17 protein-coding genes are annotated in these 16611 nt (G+C 52.2%); 6 read left to right on the top strand and 11 right to left on the bottom strand.

The window, feature by feature from the left end; translation table 11 throughout:
- Positions 1-2173 (bottom strand): S8 family serine peptidase (locus PMI41_RS25435; protein WP_008125570.1); only part of this gene is annotated, 2173 nt, incomplete at its 3' end.
- Between the two features lie 159 nt (positions 2174-2332).
- Here PMI41_RS25435 and PMI41_RS13305 point away from each other — a divergent pair.
- Positions 2333-3427, top strand: coding sequence for an ABC transporter substrate-binding protein (locus PMI41_RS13305; protein WP_008125568.1), 1095 nt, complete (start codon positions 2333-2335; stop codon positions 3425-3427).
- A 214-nt stretch (positions 3428-3641) separates the two neighbouring features.
- Here the strand turns inward: PMI41_RS13305 and xseA are convergent, their stop codons facing one another.
- The gene (xseA, locus tag PMI41_RS13300) at positions 3642-5225 is read right to left on the bottom strand and encodes an exodeoxyribonuclease VII large subunit (protein WP_008125566.1); all 1584 of its coding nucleotides are present in this window, start codon (positions 5223-5225) and stop codon (positions 3642-3644) included.
- 117 nt (positions 5226-5342) lie between these two features.
- On the opposite strand from xseA, the gene PMI41_RS13295 reads away from it, so the two are divergent.
- The gene (locus PMI41_RS13295; protein WP_008125564.1) at positions 5343-5933 is read left to right on the top strand and encodes a DUF2585 domain-containing protein; all 591 of its coding nucleotides are present in this window, start codon (positions 5343-5345) and stop codon (positions 5931-5933) included.
- Here PMI41_RS13295 and PMI41_RS13290 read toward each other — a convergent pair whose 3' ends face one another.
- Complete coding sequence (locus tag PMI41_RS13290; protein ID WP_008125562.1) at positions 5934-6890, bottom strand: LysR substrate-binding domain-containing protein; 957 nt, start codon at positions 6888-6890, stop codon at positions 5934-5936. It lies immediately after the preceding gene.
- Between the two features lie 200 nt (positions 6891-7090).
- On the opposite strand from PMI41_RS13290, the gene PMI41_RS13285 reads away from it, so the two are divergent.
- Entirely contained in the window at positions 7091-7372 is a 282-nt protein-coding gene (locus PMI41_RS13285) for a DUF1127 domain-containing protein (RefSeq protein WP_008125561.1), read from the top strand.
- 120 nt (positions 7373-7492) lie between these two features.
- Here PMI41_RS13285 and PMI41_RS13280 read toward each other — a convergent pair whose 3' ends face one another.
- The 6 genes from PMI41_RS13280 to PMI41_RS13255 all read right to left on the bottom strand — a co-directional run bounded on the left by PMI41_RS13280 (position 7493) and on the right by PMI41_RS13255 (position 12999).
- A complete protein-coding gene (locus tag PMI41_RS13280) occupies positions 7493-8470 on the bottom strand; it encodes a DUF937 domain-containing protein (RefSeq protein WP_008125560.1) in 978 nt (325 codons plus the stop codon).
- Positions 8471-8547: 77 nt separating this feature from the next.
- Complete coding sequence (locus tag PMI41_RS13275) at positions 8548-9486, bottom strand: phosphoribosylaminoimidazolesuccinocarboxamide synthase (protein ID WP_008125559.1); 939 nt, start codon at positions 9484-9486, stop codon at positions 8548-8550.
- Positions 9487-9571: 85 nt separating this feature from the next.
- Positions 9572-10315, bottom strand: a complete 744-nt coding sequence (locus PMI41_RS13270) for an SDR family oxidoreductase (RefSeq protein WP_008125558.1) — start codon at positions 10313-10315, stop codon at positions 9572-9574.
- Positions 10316-10334: 19 nt separating this feature from the next.
- Positions 10335-11708 (bottom strand): glutamate--cysteine ligase, encoded by a 1374-nt coding sequence (locus PMI41_RS13265; protein WP_008125557.1) that lies wholly within the window; start codon positions 11706-11708, stop codon positions 10335-10337.
- Between the two features lie 104 nt (positions 11709-11812).
- Positions 11813-12547 carry a 16S rRNA (uracil(1498)-N(3))-methyltransferase gene (locus PMI41_RS13260; protein ID WP_008125556.1) on the bottom strand — a complete coding sequence of 245 codons (735 nt, stop codon included), beginning with the start codon at positions 12545-12547 and terminating at the stop codon, positions 11813-11815.
- A gap of 14 nt (positions 12548-12561) precedes the next feature.
- Positions 12562-12999 (bottom strand): Lrp/AsnC family transcriptional regulator, encoded by a 438-nt coding sequence (locus tag PMI41_RS13255; protein WP_008125554.1) that lies wholly within the window; start codon positions 12997-12999, stop codon positions 12562-12564.
- Between the two features lie 132 nt (positions 13000-13131).
- Here PMI41_RS13255 and PMI41_RS13250 point away from each other — a divergent pair, with 132 nt between their 5' ends.
- A complete protein-coding gene (locus PMI41_RS13250; protein ID WP_008125551.1) occupies positions 13132-14031 on the top strand; it encodes a DMT family transporter in 900 nt (299 codons plus the stop codon).
- 7 nt (positions 14032-14038) lie between these two features.
- Here PMI41_RS13250 and PMI41_RS13245 read toward each other — a convergent pair whose 3' ends face one another.
- Positions 14039-14644, bottom strand: a complete 606-nt coding sequence (locus tag PMI41_RS13245; RefSeq protein ID WP_008125549.1) for a hypothetical protein — start codon at positions 14642-14644, stop codon at positions 14039-14041.
- Between the two features lie 67 nt (positions 14645-14711).
- On the opposite strand from PMI41_RS13245, the gene PMI41_RS13240 reads away from it, so the two are divergent.
- On the top strand, positions 14712-15416 hold the full coding sequence (locus tag PMI41_RS13240) for a type 1 glutamine amidotransferase (protein WP_008125546.1): 705 nt from the start codon (positions 14712-14714) through the stop codon (positions 15414-15416).
- A 167-nt stretch (positions 15417-15583) separates the two neighbouring features.
- Positions 15584-15724 carry a hypothetical protein gene (locus PMI41_RS25255; RefSeq protein WP_008125545.1) on the top strand — a complete coding sequence of 47 codons (141 nt, stop codon included), beginning with the start codon at positions 15584-15586 and terminating at the stop codon, positions 15722-15724.
- Positions 15725-15733: 9 nt separating this feature from the next.
- Here the strand turns inward: PMI41_RS25255 and PMI41_RS13235 are convergent, their stop codons facing one another.
- Positions 15734-16471, bottom strand: a complete 738-nt coding sequence (locus PMI41_RS13235) for a metallophosphoesterase family protein (protein ID WP_008125543.1) — start codon at positions 16469-16471, stop codon at positions 15734-15736.
- Between the last annotated feature and the right edge of the window lie 140 nt (positions 16472-16611).

Below are 16611 nucleotides of genomic sequence, written 5' to 3'. Positions count from 1 at the left end.
CCTCGCTGACACTCGTCGCGCCGCTCGTGCCATTGATTGCGGCCCAGCCGCCGCTAACCGATGTATCGCCCGCTGTTCCGCCAACAGCAACGTTCAGACGCCCACCCTTGTTGACAGTCGCGGCAGCCGCAATGCCCTCCACCGTAAACAGCCCGGTATCATTGACAATCGACGCTGAGGTAATCGACCCTTCCCTGCCGATCACAAGTTCCCCGCCATCGACAATCGTATCGCCTGAATAGGTGCTGTCCCCGGTCAATGTCAGCTGGCCACTGCCTGTTTTCGTCAACCCACCATCGTAAGAAGTGGGATCGGCGAGTTTGGCAGTGAGGTATTTTGTTCGTACCTCTGTACCGTTATATTCGGCCAATAGAGTTTCCTTTGCTGCAGTTATATCTGCAGCGACAACGATATCTGCAGCTTTCAGAAAATTCCCAAGATCAGTGGCAACACCAGCAGCAACAAATTTATAACGCGGGTTGGTGCCATATAACTCAAGGTAGGGGCCATATTGAGCACTGGCTACCACGCGTGACCACACCTTACTCGCAAGTGGATTCTTTTTCACCGCGTCCAGTTCGGAAGCAAAGTCTTGCTTCTTGATCGCTGTTTCCAAAGACTGTAGAAGACTGCTTAATTCCTGGCGTAGAATGCCTACCTCCTTTTGCGCTTCCACAGTCGTAAATTTTTTGTCCCAACCCTTGGCCTGCTTTTTGGCTTTCCAGTCCTCAACCTCCTTGGCCTCCTCCGCCTTGCGGGCCTTCAAAGCCGTGTCAGAAATATCGTTGGACCAGATATCGGTGCCATTCGCATGACCCTTAACAACGGCATCCTTCGAGAGATCAACAACAAAACGATCCATAAACTGCGCAGGGCCCAGCATGGCGCTTTGCATGTTCGGTCTGCCCCAGCCGAAGGTCTCATTGGGTACATCAGCGTTGTCGTTTTTTACTCTGGCGTCCGTGAGATGTGTCGCTGTCGTGAACATGACATCGCGTAGTTGAGAATTGCCCAGATAAGGGAACCGCTGAGCAACCAGCGCAAACGATGCAGTCACATTCGGGGCGGCCGCTGAGGTGCCATTATAGGTGGGGGTATAAGTTGCTGATATTGTGTCGCTTGGTGCGCCATGGCCAAAATCATAGTCACCGCCGTTTCGCCCAACCGATGTGCTGTAAATGTCGACAGTAGGGCCGCCAATACACCAGTACTTGGCGACACCACAACGATCATATTCAGAATGTCCATCCTTATTGACGCCTGTGACGCCCACCCAGTATTTTTCAATTTCCGGGCGGAAATAGGGTAAGGTTACTACCGTGCCAGGATTGTTCTGCCCGGCATTTCCATTCGCCCAAATTTGGATTGTTCCATATTGCTGGGAGACTTCGGCAACTGAATCAGCGTAAGTCTTCTTGTTCAGGAAATGAGAATATGATTGTACCATTTCACCTACAGTATAGTAGTTTCCTATAATTATAGGAGTTTGCCCCCAGCTCGAATTGACCGCGCGGGCCCCATTGCGCGATGCTGCAGCATAAGCCTCCTTGAAATATTCATAGTCTACGGATGGGCCCGTTAGCGTGGAGTCAGTGCCGCCTGTGTTGACTGAATAAAGATGCGCATCGAACGCAATTCCATGCATCTCTTTGCCGTCGCGAAGCCCGACCATTTCACCTGCCGCTGCGGTACCATGGCTGTCATTGATCAGTGGATCATAGTCTCCCGAAACCGAAAACGTATCGCCTTTTTTCCAAGCCCATTTGCCTGTGTTGGCACCTTCATACCTGTCCCCATCCGCGCCATATGTGCCCTGAACGGTCAGTGAAGTAATTTTGCCAGCAAGTTGCGGATGGCTTGTCAGAACACCGGAATCGACAGCACCAATTTTTACGCCCTTGCCTGTGATGCCATAGGCATAAGCGTATTCCGCTTTGACGCCTGCCAATGCGTGATCTTTCAAAAATTCCGGGTTACGCCAAGTGGCTGCGGCTGCCTCAAGATCATCGGTCCTGCTGCCATCAGCATTATGATACTTCCCGTCTGCCAGTGCCGTGGCACCTGTCGCAACGAGGATGAGTGTGATACATGCCGAACTCTTCAGAAATTTGCGGAAAACGGGAAGGCGGTTGTGGCATGCGGAAATAGCCGCATCGGTGGCGTCAAAAGGCATAATAAAATTCCCCAAAACAAAAAATAGTTCTTACAATATTCGCGTATTAAGGATGCAAGTGGCTGCTTGCGTCAAGTGCCTATTTTACGGGCTAAAGTTACTGTCCTCATAAGCGGTGAAATGGCATAGGACTATATGAGAGATGGAAGGAGAAAGTATTTGATCAGGCGCCTGCTTATCTCATTGACAGGAATGTTGTTGGCAACGCCATCATTCGCTGTGGATAACACGACGCGCTTTCCTGCACAGCAGCCCGAAACGGGCAGACTGACGATCTATTCGACAACCGACCTTGCGGCAATGAAGCCGTTGATCCTGGACTTTCAGACCATCTGGCCGGATGTCTCTGTCGACTATACTGAATACCTTACGAATGAACTCAATGCTCTTGCAGCAGAAGCTTGCCGTGAGCAGAAACCGCTGGGTGATCTGCTGCTTTCCTCATCCGTCGACCAGCTTGTCAAACTGGCCAATGATGGCTGCGCCACCGCCCATACCTCACCCGAGACTGCTCGTGTGGCCGAGTGGGCAAACTGGCGCGATGAGGTTTTTGGCTTCACCTATGAGCCTGCAGTTTTTGTCTATAACAATGACAAAGTGGAGCCTGCGGATGTGCCGCGCACCCATGTCGAGCTTGCCGATCTTCTGCGTGAAAAACTCGACACCTATCGAGGCCGCGTCGGGACTTATGATATTCGCCTGTCCGGAATTGGATATCTGCTCGCTTTCAATGATGCCCGCCAGACGACAGCGGTGTTCGGCCGCCTGCTGGAAGGCATGGCGCGCGCCTCAGCAGTTGCCCGTTGTTGTACCGGCGAAATTCTCGAGGAGGTTGCCAAGGGAAACCTCTATATCGGATATAATATGCTCGGGTCTTACGCCTATGAGGCGGCGCGCCGCTATCCGCAATTAAAAGTTGTTGTTCCGCGTGATTACACACTGGTGTTGAGTCGCGGAGCGCTTATTCCCAAGGGTGCCCGACGTGCCGATCTTGCTGCAAGGTTTCTGGATTATCTACTTTCCGAACAGGGGCAGTCAGTTGCGAAAACCAACGCATTTTATTTCACCGAGACCGGCAGCCTGCCACCCGATGTGGATGGTCCGCAGAATTTGAAGCAATCGGGTATCGCTCAGCCGATCCGGATTGGACCTGCCTTGCTGGCCGTACAGGACAGGGCACAACGCCAGCGTTTCATTGACGACTGGTCACAATCATTGATTGAATTGAACAGTCCTGCATGGACCCGCGAATGAAAACTGACTTTTATAAGCTGCGCTATTTGCGAATAAGAAACCGTCGAACCGGTGAAAGATGTTGTTGGTGCAATAGCAGATGGTTCGTAGAGAGCGTTCGCGCCGAATGAACCACGTTTCATACAAGAAACGCCGGTTTTGCGAGCAAATTCCTGATTTTTGCTAGTGAAATTGCAATCGTTGCGTGAAAAATGGTTGTGTCGACGCGAGTAGGCTAGAAAAGCGAGCCCTGTGAACCACCTGTAACAGGTGATTTTTTGGTAATGGCAGGCCGCTCTGTTTTGAGCTGTGGTGGTGCTGCATCGCCATCTTTTGCCAGCGCTTGAATCTTTCCATCCTGGAATTCAAGGGTCAGATTATCGCCCGCAGCAATATAAGCCGCGCGCTTGATCGGCGTGCCTGAAGGGTCAAGAACGATTGCAAAACCCCGTTCCAGAACGCTCGTGTGGGAGAGGGTGTTCATGAGGCGTTCAAGCTCTCCACTGCGGCGTTTTGCGCGATCCAGCAGCAGCGTTATGGCTTGTGTTTGACGCCGGTCGAGTTGTTGCAGATGTTGCCTGCCGCGTTCCGCCAAGCGTGCCGTTTGTTCAATTGAAAGTCGCCCCGCACGCCTGTCAAAATTTGCTCTCCGGTCGCGAACATAGACCTGTAAACCACGCGGCAGACGGGCGGCCAACACACTGATTTCGCGTCGCTTTTCGCGAAAACGCTGCTCGAGAAGCCTGGGCGACAACTGCCGTGCCGCACCATCGAATTCGCCGCGTTTCTTCTGCGTGTTGGCTTGCAGCGCTCGACCAAGCCGGGCAGCAGTTTCATCGAAATGGCGCCGTGGCAATGCCAGCAATTGGTCGGCCGAGGGCAGGGCGCGTGCGAGTGCCCGTTGCGCCTGCCTGCGGCGATCGAGATAGCGCGACATGCCCGATGACAGCCTTGCGCCGAGCGTTGCCAGATGTGCCAGAAGATCAGCTTTCACCGGCACAGCCATCTCTGCCGCGCCCGTGGGAGTTGGAGCGCGCACGTCTGCAGCCAGATCGATCAGTGTCCAGTCTGTCTCATGACCTACAGCCGAAATGACCGGAATATGCGAAGCTGCAACTGCCCGCACCACGACTTCATCATTGAAACCCCACAGGTCTTCAAGGCTACCGCCGCCGCGTGCAACGATCAGAACGTCAGGCTGCGGAAACAGGCTGTTATTTGCCAAGTCATTGAAACCATTGACTGCATTGGCAACCTCATTGCCCGATGCCTCACCTTGTACGCGCACCGGCCATACGAGAACATGCAACGGAAACCGGTCGGTAATACGGTGAATAATATCGCGAATGACCGCTCCGGTGGGCGAAGTAACCACGCCGATAATGCGCGGCATATAGGGAAGAAGCTGTTTGGCCGAGCTGTCGAAAAGTCCTTCCGCACCAAGCTTGCGCTTGCGTTCTTCCAGCAGCGCCATCAGTGCACCGGCACCTGCCGGTTCCATCTGCTCGATAACGATCTGGTATTTGGAGGAGCCCGGATAGGTGGTCAATTTGCCGGTGGCGATAACCTCCATACCTTCTTCAGGCTGAAAGCGAATACGGCTCATGGAACCGCGCCATATCACCGCTTCAATTCGGGCCTTGTCATCCTTCAGCGAAAAATAAGCATGGCCGGATGAATGAGGCCCTCGATAACCGGAAATCTCGCCGCGAACCCGAACATGCCCAAATGTATCTTCAACGGTGCGTTTCAGCGCCCCGGAAATTTCCGATACGGTATATTCGGCAACATTGGATGCGGTTTCGAGCTTTTCAGTCATGTTCCATTCCTATCGGGATGACTGTGGAAATCAACCTTCCATAATCTCCGATTGCATTCTTATCGGCAGACGAATAACGCCTATGGAGGAATGTATAGGGGAAAGAGGGAACACAACATGCCTGCGGTTGCGGATATACAGAAAAAACGCCTGACTTTACGCCATTATCTGCTTTTGGGCGCTCTCATGATCGCGGCGGCGGCGGTGATTCTCCTACTCATGGGGCGAAATCCCATATGCACTTGCGGTACTGTAAAATTATGGGTTAGCGATACAAATTCCTCCGATAACTCGCAGCATATTGCCGATTGGTACACGCTTTCGCACATTATCCATGGCTTTTTGTTCTATGGAATTCTCTGGCTGGCAGCACGCAAGCGACCAATAGGCCAGCGTCTCCTCGGCGCTATTTTCGTGGAGGCGGCCTGGGAAATCTTTGAAAATACCGAGAGGGTTATCAACCGCTACCGTGAGGCTACCATTGCGCTCGGTTATGTCGGCGATAGCGTTCTGAATTCAGTCAGCGACATTGTTTTCATGGTACTGGGCTTCTTCTTTGCTGCCCGTGCCCCTGTGTGGTTGACCATTGTTATCGCGATCATATTCGAGTTGCTGGCAGGGTGGGTCATCCGTGATAACCTCACCCTCAACATTGTCATGCTGCTCTATCCGCTGGATGCCATCAAAGTCTGGCAGGGCGGGTTATGATTACCAACCAGGCACCAGTTCCGTTGAACGGACCTGCCGCAAACGCTGGTTAATCGGCACCGGAACGGCAGCCTGTGTCATGCTGACGGGGGTTGGCATGGACAGGTTGTCGAGGCTTTCGACGATGTGCTGTACCAGGGCATCTACAATTGCGGAGGGCTTGGTATGGCCACGCATAATGCCGATGCCAAATTCGGGCAGGCGGCCAAATCCATCGGCTTCAGTTAGAACCCGCATGCCCGGACGCAATGCGCATTCCGGCAAAATTGATACGGCAAGTCCTGCCAGAACTGCTGCGGCAAGAACCGTGGCAGACCAGCTGGTAAACAGGATGCGGTAGTCGTGATGCATTGAGTCCAGCACATCGACAGCCGCCGCGCGCCATATGCAGGTGGGACGGCCAACCGCAAGTGGCAGCACAACTTCTTCGTGAACATTATGGTTTGCCGAAGTCACCCAGAGAAGCTGCTCACTACGCACCACTTCTGAGCGACGCTGTTCATCGCATTGTGTCACCAAGGCAATATCCAGCTGCCCTTTTCGGATCATTTCATCAAGATTGACCGTTGGCTCACAAACGACCGATAGCTCAACGCGCGGATTTGAGCGCGAGAACCGCGCCATGATCTCGGGCAAAAAGCGATCAGCGTAATCATCCGGCGTTCCGATCCGGATATGGCCTTGCAGTTGCGCATCGTCAAATGCTGCGATGGTCTCATTGTTCAACTGCAGCATTCGCCGGGCATAGGCCAGCAGCCGCTCGCCATCCTCTGTCAGACGGTTGGTTCTGCCATCACGCTCGAACAGCGCTTTTGAAACACGCTCTTCCAATCGGCGCATCTGCATGGAAACGGCAGATTGTGTCTTGTTGACCTTATCCGCTGCTCTTGTGAAACTTCCCAGATCAGCAATAGCGGTGAATGTCTGCAATTGATCGAGATCAAGAGGTGCGCTCATGGCGGGTTCCCAAAGTTGATGACTCATCATTATTATTGAACGTTTACATTAAAAACATTCGTTTGAATAATCAATCCTTCTGTATCATTCTAAGGATGTTCAGGAAACGCTGATGTCTTCGGGCATTTAGTGTGATGCGTGAAAAATGGTTTTCGCGCGATTCAACTTCTGATCGCTGCCGTTCAAAAGGAGTGCGGGCGATGACAACAACAACGAGAATGACTGAAGTAACTGGGTTCACCGGCACGATCGCATCGTTTGCGTCGCTGGCTGTCAGCTTTGTCAACCGAATGATTGTTGCCCGTCGGAACCGTAAAACGATTTTGACCCTTGGCGAATGGAATGATGAAATGCTGCATGACATTGGTGTCACACGCGCAGACCTTCATTCGGCCATTGGTACGTCACTATTGGACGATCCAAGCGAGCGGCTTGGAGCGCTAGCAGATGTACGCTCACGCGTTCGCGCTGCAACCCGTTGATCTGGTTTGACTATTTGAGAGTTTAGCAGGCGCCCATTCACGCCGGAATCCCCTCCCGGCGCTCCGCCTGCCTCCTGCCCGGCCCAGTTGCATATGCAATCTGGCCGGGCTTTTTCTTTTCTAACGAAGCCGGTCCATTCCGCGCTTGTACTGATCAAAAATGGATTCCATGCCCTTCTGATACTGCTCGTTGGTCTTGCGACCGGTATCGAACATTTGTCCCAGAATATCCTTCAGGGGATTATCGGAAGGAGGGGGCGCAGCGGCTTCCGGTTCTGATTCTGGCTCAGGTTGCGGAGCTGATCGCTTTTGAGTGCCGCCGCGGAGCATCTCTTCAAATATTTTGCCGAGTGGATTATCGCCGAACGGATTTTGCCCGGCATCTTGAGGTGCCTTGGTGCCCCCCGGAGCTTGTGTTGAAGCGCTGCCGGGAAATCCGCCCCGCATCATTTCCTCGAAGATTTGCCCAAGCGGATTGTTGCCGCCTGACCCACCTTGACCTTGGGACTGCTGACCGCCACCCAACATTCCTTCAAGAATCTGCCCCCATGGATTGCTACTTGGAGCAGTTTGCTGGTTGCCAGTGGTTTGTCCACTGCCAGCCCCGCCACCTTGACGCATCATTTGCTCGATTAGATCGCCGATGACGTTTCCTCCACCAAGTCCCGATGCAGCGAACTGACCCGTGGATTTTTTGTAAAGTCCACCCATCAACATTGATGCAATAACGGGTAGCATCTCTTTCAGTGTTGCCGTTGCCAGTCCTGTTGTAGCGGCGGCGTGGTCGGCAACTGCTCGCGACAAGTCCTTTGAGCCAAACAGATGACCGAGAATATTATTGCCGTCAGCTATACCGGAAGGATTGAATGCTGCGGCAGGATTGTCGAAATAGTTGACGTGCTGGCCTGATGAAAGCGCCTGTACGAAAGCGCCCATTCCCATGGGGTCAGCGGTATTGCGCTGTAATCCTTGCGAGAATGCGGGCATCAAAGCTTCGATAGCAGCGAGCGTTTGTTGCTGGGAAAGATTGAACTGCCGGGACAGGGCTTCAATGTTCTGGCCGCCCTGACCCTTTAGAAACATATCTACGAGATTCATAACGCAGTTCCTCCCTCACACTGATTGTTGAGGAAGACTACCGCCGTAGTAATGCGAACATCAACTGATTTATATGCCTAAAAGAAACGCTTCAGATTTTCTCTTATGCGCTGCAACGGATCAAGCGCGGCATCACCGGCTTCAAACTTACGATCCGTGATTTTCTCATACGCCTGAATATAAACGTTGGTTGTTGCGTCGATCACATCTGCCGGAATTTCCGGAATATCGTCCTTATAGGGATCACAGCGTTCGACAACCCAATTGCGCACGAAATCCTTGTCAAAACTGACAGGTCGCTTCCCGGCCTCATAGCTATCGGCAAACCAGTAACGGCTGGAGTCCGGCGTATGGATTTCATCGGCAAGAACGATATTTCCTGCTTCGTCGGTACCGAATTCGTATTTCGTATCAGCAAGGATGAGGCCACGGCTGGCTGCAATTTCTTGACCACGGGCAAAAAGCTTCAAAGCATAGGTTGAAATGGTCTCCCATTGCTCTTTAGTCAGCAGTTTTTGCTCCAGAATATCCTCAGCAGTCAAAGGCTCATCATGACCGCCATCAAATGCTTTGGAGGTTGGTGTAATGATTGGCTGGGGAAGTTTTTCATTGTCCAACATGCCGTCGGGGAGCGTGAAGCCATACATTTGGCGTTTGCCCGCCTTGTATAATGTCAAGATTGAAGTGCCGGTGGTTCCGGCGAGATAACCGCGCACAATAATTTCTACAGGCAGAATCGTAAGTTTGCGGCATAGCAGAACGTTTGGGTCGGGGTATTCGATAACGTGATTGGGGCATATATCCTGCGTCTGTTCAAACTGGAACCGCGCAGTTTGTGTCAGAACCTGACCTTTCAGCGGAATTGACGCCAGAATCCGGTCGAAGGCACTGATACGATCCGTGGCAATGATAATGCGCGTGCCATCAGCAAGATCATAATTCTCGCGAACCTTGCCTTTGTAATAATTTGGAAGCTCAGGAATGAAGGCTTCGGACAGCGCTTTATGTTTTGCCATGGTTCGGAAATCCGCCTGAAATGAGATTGCCCCGCATAACACATATAGAGCACAACGGGAGTCCTAATTATCAGGATATGAACGTTTAGCGGCCTCCAGTCACATCAAGCAAAGCGCCAGTCACATAAGACGAAGCGTCATCAAGCAGCCAGACGATGGATTGTCCAACTTCGTCGGCTGTTCCAGCCCTGCCCAGCGGCGCGGTAACGCCAAGCCGTTGAGCCCTGTCCGGTTGCCCGCCACTGGCGTGAATATCGGTTTCGATCAATCCTGGTCGCACGGCGTTGACGCGGATGCTTTCGGCTCCCGTCTCTTTCGCAAGACCAAGTGTGAGACTATCCATTGCGCCTTTTGATCCGGCATAATCCACATACTCGAAGGGGCCACCGATGCGTGCTGCCGCGGAAGACAAAAGCACGATCGAGCCACCATTGCCGCCGCGTGAGCGGGCGAGATAACGGACTGCTTCACGGGCGCACAGATAGGCCCCAAGAACATTGACGTCAAAGACGCGGCGCATACGATCGGCGTCCATATCCATGAGTTTTGATGCTGGAGCTACAATGCCCGCATTAACGACAACGCCATCAAGCGCGCCAAGTTCTTTCGTTTGCTCAAACATGGAAACGACATCCGCTTCCACTGCGACATCGCCCTGAATTGCTTTGGCTTTGCCACCTGCCGCAATGACTGCCTTCACAACCTCGTCGGCAGCAGCCTTGTTGCCCACATAATTAACGCCGACCGACCAACCCTTATGACCAGCGAGAATGGCGGCTGAACGACCTATTCCGCGGCTCGCACCCGTAATCAAAATGGTCTTGGTCATCGGAAACCCTCCGCAATGTTTAGTAGGCGTATTCCAGAAAAGCCGGTTCGACGGAGCTTCCCCAAGCGGTATTGTATTGGGAGAGCATCTGTTCTGCCGATGTTGTACCGCGCGCAACGACCTCTTCCAGTGATGAGAGATAGTGAGTCTCGTCAAAGCCTTCGCCATTGAGCATTGCGCGATTTTTGAGCCCGAGCTTTGAAATCGCCAACACCTCTCGCGAAATTTCGTGAACAGAACGATTACGCAATTTGGCTTGCAAGCCCTTGGCAGGAACCTCATCGCGAAGTGTCTGAACCTCTTGGTAGGTCCAGTCACGCGTCAGTGCTTCGGCAGCATTGAGCGCTTCGCCATCATAAAGCAGGCCTACCCAGAATGCGGGAAGGGCGCAAATGCGGCGCCAAGGTCCGCCATCGGCACCGCGCATTTCAAGAAACCGCTTCAGGCGAACTTCCGGGAACAAAGTTGAAAGATGATTGGTCCAGTCACCCATATTGGGGGTGCTCTCAGGAATGGAGTCTTTCAATGCGCCATTCATGAACTGGCGGAATGTCACATGCGTGCAATCATGATAACGCCCGTTACGCATGACAAAGTACATCGGAACATCCAGAGCCCACTCGACATAATCTGCAAAGCCAAAATTTTCATTGAAAATGAAGGGCAGAACCCCGGAACGATTATTGTCTGTATCGCGCCAGATTTCCGAGCGCCACGACAGCAGCCCGTTCAGCTTGCCTTCCGTGAAAGGCGACATTGCAAAGAGCGCAGTCGCAATGGATTGCAGCTTGACGGAAACCTGCATCTTTCGGCGCATATCGGTTTCGGAAGAAAAGTCCAGATTCACCTGAATGGTGCAGGTGCGATACATCATGTTCAGGCCGTCTTTGCCGACCTTTGGCATGTAGTTCGACATGATGTTGTAGCGTGACTTGGGCATGCGAGGGGTTTCAGCAAGCGTCCATTTCGGGCTGCCTCCGAGGCCGAGAAAGCGGATGCCGAGTGGTTCGGCAATTTCCCTCACCTGAGCCAAATGAGCATTGGATTCACGGCAGGTCTGATGAATGGAAAGAAGCGGTGCGCCGGATAGTTCGAATTGGCCACCCGGTTCAAGCGAAATCGCGCCTTGGCCAGTTGGCTCAACAAGTCCGATTATATTGCCTTCGTCGACGATTGGCTCCCAGCCGAGCTTTGATTGCATGCCTTCCAGAATGGCACGAATACCACGAGGCCCATCGTAAGGAACCGGGCTGTTGTGCTCGGTATAGAACGGGAATTTTTCATGCTCCGTCCCGATGCGCCAAGCTGATTCCGGCTTTGATCCTTGCGCGAGATATGCGGCCAATTCTTCAGTATTGGCGATCAATGTTTCGTCTGTGGTGTCTCGCGCCATGGCTGGTGCTTTCCGTTATAAAATATTGTTGGGCGTGATTGGCCATTTTTTGGATAAGAGCGCAAGCAAATTTCGCTGATGGATAGATCAACAGAAATTGCGTCTCACCAATCTCCGATTGTCGCCTGAATCAGGGCGAGGGCGGCAACGGCTGCGGTATCGGCACGAAGAATACGTTGACCAAGGGGAATTGCAGTAACGAAAGGCAGCTTTCGCAAGCTATTTCGCTCCTGCTCAGAAAAGCCGCCTTCAGGTCCAATAATCACGCCCAGAGGAGTTTTGGGGAGAGATTGCAGCAAGGGCAGGGGATTATGTGTATCGTGCCCCTCGTCGCAAAAAATCAGCCTGCGTACCGGGTCCCACTCATCCAGCAACTTCTCCAGCTTTAATGGCTCGCGGGTGGAGGGTATAGCCAGGACGCCGCATTGCTCGGACGCCTCTATTGCGTTTGCTTCAATCCGTTCGATACCGATGCGCCCAACCTGGGTGTGTTGTGTAATGACCGGCTGCAAAATACCTGCGCCCATCTCAACTGCTTTTTGCACAAGATAGTCGAGTCGACCTTGCTTCAACGGAGCAAAGCAGTAGATCAGATCAGGCGTAACCGGCTGTTCGCGTGTCAATCCGACTGGCTCAAGGTGAAGCTTCTTCTTGCTCTCGAATCGCAACACGGCGCGCCATTCTCCATCCCGCCCATTGAAAACAAGAATCTCGTCGCCATCCCTCATACGCAGTACATTGGCGAGATAATTGACAGCTTCCGGTGGTAGTTCTGATCGGCGGCCTTGTTTCAGGTCATCGGTGACGTAAAGCCGTTGCATCTTGTAATTGGCGCGCATTCATGGCTCCGGGATCAGGCAAGTGGTGGCAGGCGGCGTTTTACCGGCGAAGATTTGACAATTGCAGTGTTTGTTTCAGCTTTTTCGGCCAAGCGGTCAAGGATACTGTCCAATTGCTGCATCGTGCGGAACTGTAGTTTTCCGATGAAACAATCATCGCCCGTCACCTTGTCGCATTCGGTAATTTCCGGTGTTTCCTGAATGAGTTTCTCAACGATGTGGAGCATTCCCGGAAGCGGGCGTACGCGTACGATAGCAGTCAGACTGTAGCCTAATGCCTGTGGGTCGATATCAACCGTGAAGGAGCGAATGACCTTTTTCTCCTCCAGTCGCCGTAATCGTTCCGAGACGCTTGGTGATGATAATCCGACCTTCCGGCTGAGCTCCTTCAGCGAGATACGTGCATCATCGACAAGAATTTCAATGATCGTTCGATCCAGTTCATCTAGCATACTCTCTCCGTAAGTCGATTTTGCATTATTGCCTTCATAAAAAAGGCATATAGCGCGTATTGCTCTTCTACAATCATATCAAACTTAAAGGATGACGCATAGTGTAAGGGAAGAGGATTTTGGAGATCTGAAATGCACAAAGATATTGCAAGAGGCAGCCTCGAAATGACTGCTGCCATGATCATTTCAGGCACAATCGGCTGGTTTGTCCTGATGTCAGGCCAACCGGTTTTTTCAGTTGTTTTCTGGCGCTGCGCAATAGGCGCGGTGACACTGCTGGCCATTTGCGGTGCTTTGGGATTGCTTCGCCCGAATGTCATATCTTTGAAGATTCTGGGTCTGGCAACGATAGGCGGCATTGCAATCGTATTGAACTGGGTACTGCTGTTCGCATCCTATTCGCGTGCGTCAATCGCCATTGCTACCACCGTCTATAATGTTCAACCGTTCATGCTGGTCGCCTTAGGGGCGTTGATATTCAAGGAGAAAATAACGCTCACAAAGCTTGCGTGGCTGGCTTTTGCATTTGCTGGAATGCTCTTGATCGTACAGGCAAAACCCGGCGGTGCCTATAATGGTGGCGACTACATGACGGGCATAGCTTTGGCACTGGGAGCAGCGTTTCTCTATGCAATCGCGGCTATTGTCGCCAAGCAATTGAAGGGAACACCTCCGCATCTCATAGCTTTGATTCAGGTAAGCGTCGGTATTGTTATGCTCGCGCCGCTGGCCGATTTTTCGGCTCTGCCTCAAACCGCATGGCAATGGACAAGTATCGTCACCATAGGTGTTGTCCATACCGGCTTGATGTATATTCTGCTTTATAGCGCGATACAAAGATTGCCCACTCACATTACGGGCGCTCTATCTTTCATTTATCCGGTTGCAGCCATTCTGGTGGATTACTTTGCCTTCAACCACGCCTTGCAGCCAAGCCAACTGCTTGGATCAGCCATTATTCTGATTGCCGCCGCCGGAACCAGTCTCGGCTGGAGCTTTCGCAAAGTGGTGCCGGCGGATGCGAAAATTTGAACACAGGCTAGGCAATAAACGGTTTGTATCCTGCTCTGAGCGCTCGAATAGTTGAAGGTGGTGTGAGTGCGGTGGCTGCTGAAGCATCGATTCTGGCTGGCGTGTAACCTTCCCACGACCATCGAAAGGGAGTGCCATCTTTGATGAGGTAAGCATCCGTCCGATCTGAGAGCATGGTGCCGTCTGGCAGAGCAGTGACGGGTGCGTCAATCGGATGGCATTTCTTCAGGCCATCCTTATCCAGCCGCTCACTATGGAGTACCGCATCCATTGCGGGAGCAGATTGCAGCGCAATTCCATTGCCGTCGGCCCATGCGGCCTGAAATTCTTTTGCTCTTTGTCTCTGGCAATAAAAACACGGTCTATGCCCGGCGCTCAAAGCAGTTGCTTCATCAAGGAAAAACAATTCTGTCCAGCTGCGACGTGCCATCACATTGCGGCGCACGTTCTTAAACTGGCAAACGCAAATAATCCATGCGCGCGATGACCACCGCTTTTTAAGAAGCGTTTTCGTGGAGGGATTATGGATAATACCGCGATTGCCCATCACAGAGCCGCGATTTTCTACGGCGATTATGTCGCCAAAGGGTGTGACACGATTTTGCAGGGGCATCTTACGGCTTCCGGTCGTTGATTCTCCATGCTATCCGGGAACCGGAACAATGCACATAAGAGGCATCATGCGGGTTCTCGTCGTTCAGAATTATCAGGATACCGGCTTGGGGCAAGTCGGAATTGCATTGAATGAAGCGGGTGCATTAGTTGATTTACGCCAAGCCTATCTTGGCGAGCCTCTGCCTGAAACCCACGCTGATTACGATGCGATAGTCGTGCTTGGCGGCGATCAGAACGCCTTGGCTGACGACGCCTATCCTTACCTTCCGCGGCTGGCAGAATTGATCAAGGAGTTTGGTGATGCAGACAAGGCTGTGCTTGGCATTTGTCTTGGCAGCCAGCTGGTGGCTCGAGGATATGGCGCTGAAAATATTCTTGGGAAGCCTGCGGAATTCGGCTGGAAAGAAGTGAGGCGCACGGAGGATGCGGCTTCAGACCCTGTGCTTTCGACCGTAGCGGAGCAATTTCCGATTTTCCATTGGCATAGCGATACTTTTACCTTGCCAGACCAGGCGGTGCATCTGGCCTCAAGCGACATGACACCCAATCAGGCTTTCCGTATTGGACGCGCTGTATACGGCATCCAATTCCACTTCGAAGCCGACACAAATCTGGTTGAAGAATGGAGGCATGTTTTTCACCACCAGATTGTTGAGAACTACCCGGATTGGCTGGCAAATTATGCGGGTAACGTGGCCAAGGATGGCGCAACTGCGGACGCCGTCGGCCTCGCTATCGCTCGGGCTTGGGTAGCTCTAATTCAGCGCTAAGCATCGACTTTAGTTGCAGCTCTGCAACAGGTGGATTCTGAATTGGCATTACTACCTGCAAATATGTGGAACGTGTCTTCAATTCACTAGTTGGTAAGGAGTGTGTCCTTTAGTGGGCATCACAACTGGCAGCAAGCCAGACCAAGTCTAGTGATGGAAACGCCCAAATGACTACCAAGAGTGCCGCCCTTTTGACTGCCTTCATGCTGTCAGCGATCCTGTTTATGGGCGTTGGGTTGTTTTCTGTAGATGCAGGTGCACACAAGGTGTCGAGTGACGGCTACGGCGTCAGCACCTCTTTCCGCTAAAAGTTTCTTTTAGACAGTCGCTTCCAGAAACGACTTGTTCGAGCCGTCTATCATGATGGCACTGAGTCGCCCGCTCGCATAAGCTCCAGTATCCAAATTGATCCGGTTTGGTCTCACTTCGACTTCGGTCGCAGGTGTGTGCCCGTGGATAATGACTTTGGCTTGCAGGCGCATGTCGTCCAGAAATTCTGACCTGATCCAGATCAGATCTTCCGGGTCTTGTCGATCAAGGTCAACGCTGGGTCGAATACCGGCATGGCAAAAGAAAAAATCACCGAAGACCATTGATCGAGGCAGTCGCCGTATAAAATCGATATGTGCAGTCGGTACTGCTTTCTTCAATGCTTCGCGGCCTGATGCGATGGATTGGTCATTGTTGAAGTCGATATTCACACCATAAGAAAGAGCGGTCTGGCGCCCACCGTGGCGAGCAAAAAGCCCGTAGGTGTCACCAGTATTGAGAAAATCAAGAAAACCGGCATCGTGATTGCCTGTAAGGGCGAGAATTCGGTGGTTTTTGCGCTGTCCATCAATCAGAAAATCGATGACACCACGCGACTGGAGCCCCCGGTCAACGTAATCGCCCAAGTGCACCACAATCCAATCGAAGGGTGGTGATTTTTGGTTTTCTATGTGGATTAACCGATGCATTTCCTGCAATAGGTCAAGTCTGCCGTGAACGTCGCCTATCGCATAGACGCGTAGTTTATCGGGGCCACGGGCATGTTTGAAATCGATTGTCTTCATGGCTCACATAGAGTGCTGCTTCAAAATCAAATCTTTGCATGGTTTGCGGCTTTGACAAACATGATTGTAATAATTCCAGACTGGAACAGCATGACGCAGCCTATCCGGACTATCGGGATGCTATAGACTACATGATAAGG

Source organism: Phyllobacterium sp. YR531 (genome assembly GCF_000282595.1).
Taxonomy (GTDB): domain Bacteria; phylum Pseudomonadota; class Alphaproteobacteria; order Rhizobiales; family Rhizobiaceae; genus Phyllobacterium.
This window is presented reverse-complemented; position numbering and strand designations above follow the sequence as displayed.